At 48.6% G+C, this 1,303-nt stretch carries 1 protein-coding gene and 1 pseudogene; one reads left to right on the top strand and one right to left on the bottom strand.

Translation table 11 applies throughout. The features are described 5' to 3' along the window. Positions 1 to 116 precede the first annotated feature (116 nt). Positions 117 to 497, top strand: a pseudogene (locus C7N83_RS17205) (hypothetical protein); the annotation flags it as partial. Positions 498 to 680: 183 nt separating this feature from the next. On the opposite strand, the gene C7N83_RS13860 reads toward C7N83_RS17205, so the two are convergent. Beyond that, positions 681 to 914 carry a DUF819 family protein gene (locus C7N83_RS13860; protein ID WP_245911245.1) on the bottom strand — a complete coding sequence of 78 codons (234 nt, stop codon included), beginning with the start codon at positions 912 to 914 and terminating at the stop codon, positions 681 to 683. Positions 915 to 1,303 lie beyond the last annotated feature (389 nt).

Raw genomic sequence — 1,303 nt, 5'->3', positions numbered from 1 at the left:
AAAAAAGATGCCAAAAGCCGCTGTAGCCCTTATCCTGCAAAGCTTTAAACAGAGTCAAAGGCTTTGAACACAAAAAATGCTTTTTCTGCGGCTTAAAACACGTCAAAAAAAACAGCCGGCAAAACGGCAGACAGCAATACAAATGCCACGATTGCGACAGGCGCTTTGGGATGGAAGGCGCATCCGCCCCGATGGGGTGTGGCCGGCTTATACGCCCGCCAAGCAGACGGCTTCCCGGCTGTCCGAACAATAATGCCGATGCAGTAGAAAACCATTTACCGCCATTTGGCCAAAGACCCTGCCCAAAAAAAGAGGCACCGCTCCTGAAAAAGCCAACGTCATCATGGATACCGCTCACTTCGGCAGGCGTTTGGGCATCATGGTTTTATATGACAGCATCACTAACCCGCCGCTTTTTATGGGAGAAGTCAAAACCATCAGCCGTTACCTGTCCCGTAACCCGAAAACAGAAGCAGCCGAGATTTTATGGCAACTGACATTTTGTCCACATCCTTCCCGTACAGCCGTTGCCATACCACGCTGCCTTGGCACGCGGCACCAACCCGGATAAACCGCGCAACTTGGCCAAATCGGTGGCCGTAGCATAATCCTGCGCGCCGCCTGAAGCAGACAGTACAACAAAAGGCCGTCTGAAAGGTTTCTAATCTTTCAGACGGCCTTTATTTCGATTGAATTCTTACAATGAACCGAGCAATACGTAAATCATCAAGCCGATAATTCCCAAAATATAACCTGCCTTGCCGATGACCCAAATCGCTACCAGCGTACGCCAACCGCGGCCGACGGCTAAGGCAGCAGCCTGTGGCCGGGCTGCCGATATTGGCGTTACAAGCCAAAACCACTTCTTCAATGCTGTATTCGAAAAGCTTGCCGACTGCCAGCGTAACCGCCACGGTCAACGTAAACACAAACAACAACGGTGTGTTTTGCAGAAAGCCTGAAAAGCAGCAACAAGGCAGACTTTACTTTCAGACGGCATTGGCAACTAAAGCATACCTTAACGAACGTACTTTTAATGCAGAAACAAGACAGTCCCTCTAGGCGTACAAAAATCTGCGCAGCGTTTACCGGCGCTTGAAAAACAATCTGGATTACCTGTTTGTATTTGAGCAATTTCCTGACTCGGGCATTTGCAATACAACCAATTTGCCGGATGGCTGCTTTACAGGCTTGAAGCAGAAATTAAGGTATCGTCAAGGCATGAGAAAGGCAAACAGGATTGGGTTTATTAAGGATTATTTCTCTAACTTGGCAGAGGATTGACACCTTTTCTGTCCTATAC

This window comes from Neisseria iguanae (assembly GCF_003013245.1).
Lineage (GTDB): Bacteria > Pseudomonadota > Gammaproteobacteria > Burkholderiales > Neisseriaceae > Neisseria > Neisseria iguanae.
The sequence above is the reverse complement of the archived record's forward strand: the minus strand, read 5'-3'. Positions and strand labels throughout refer to the sequence as shown.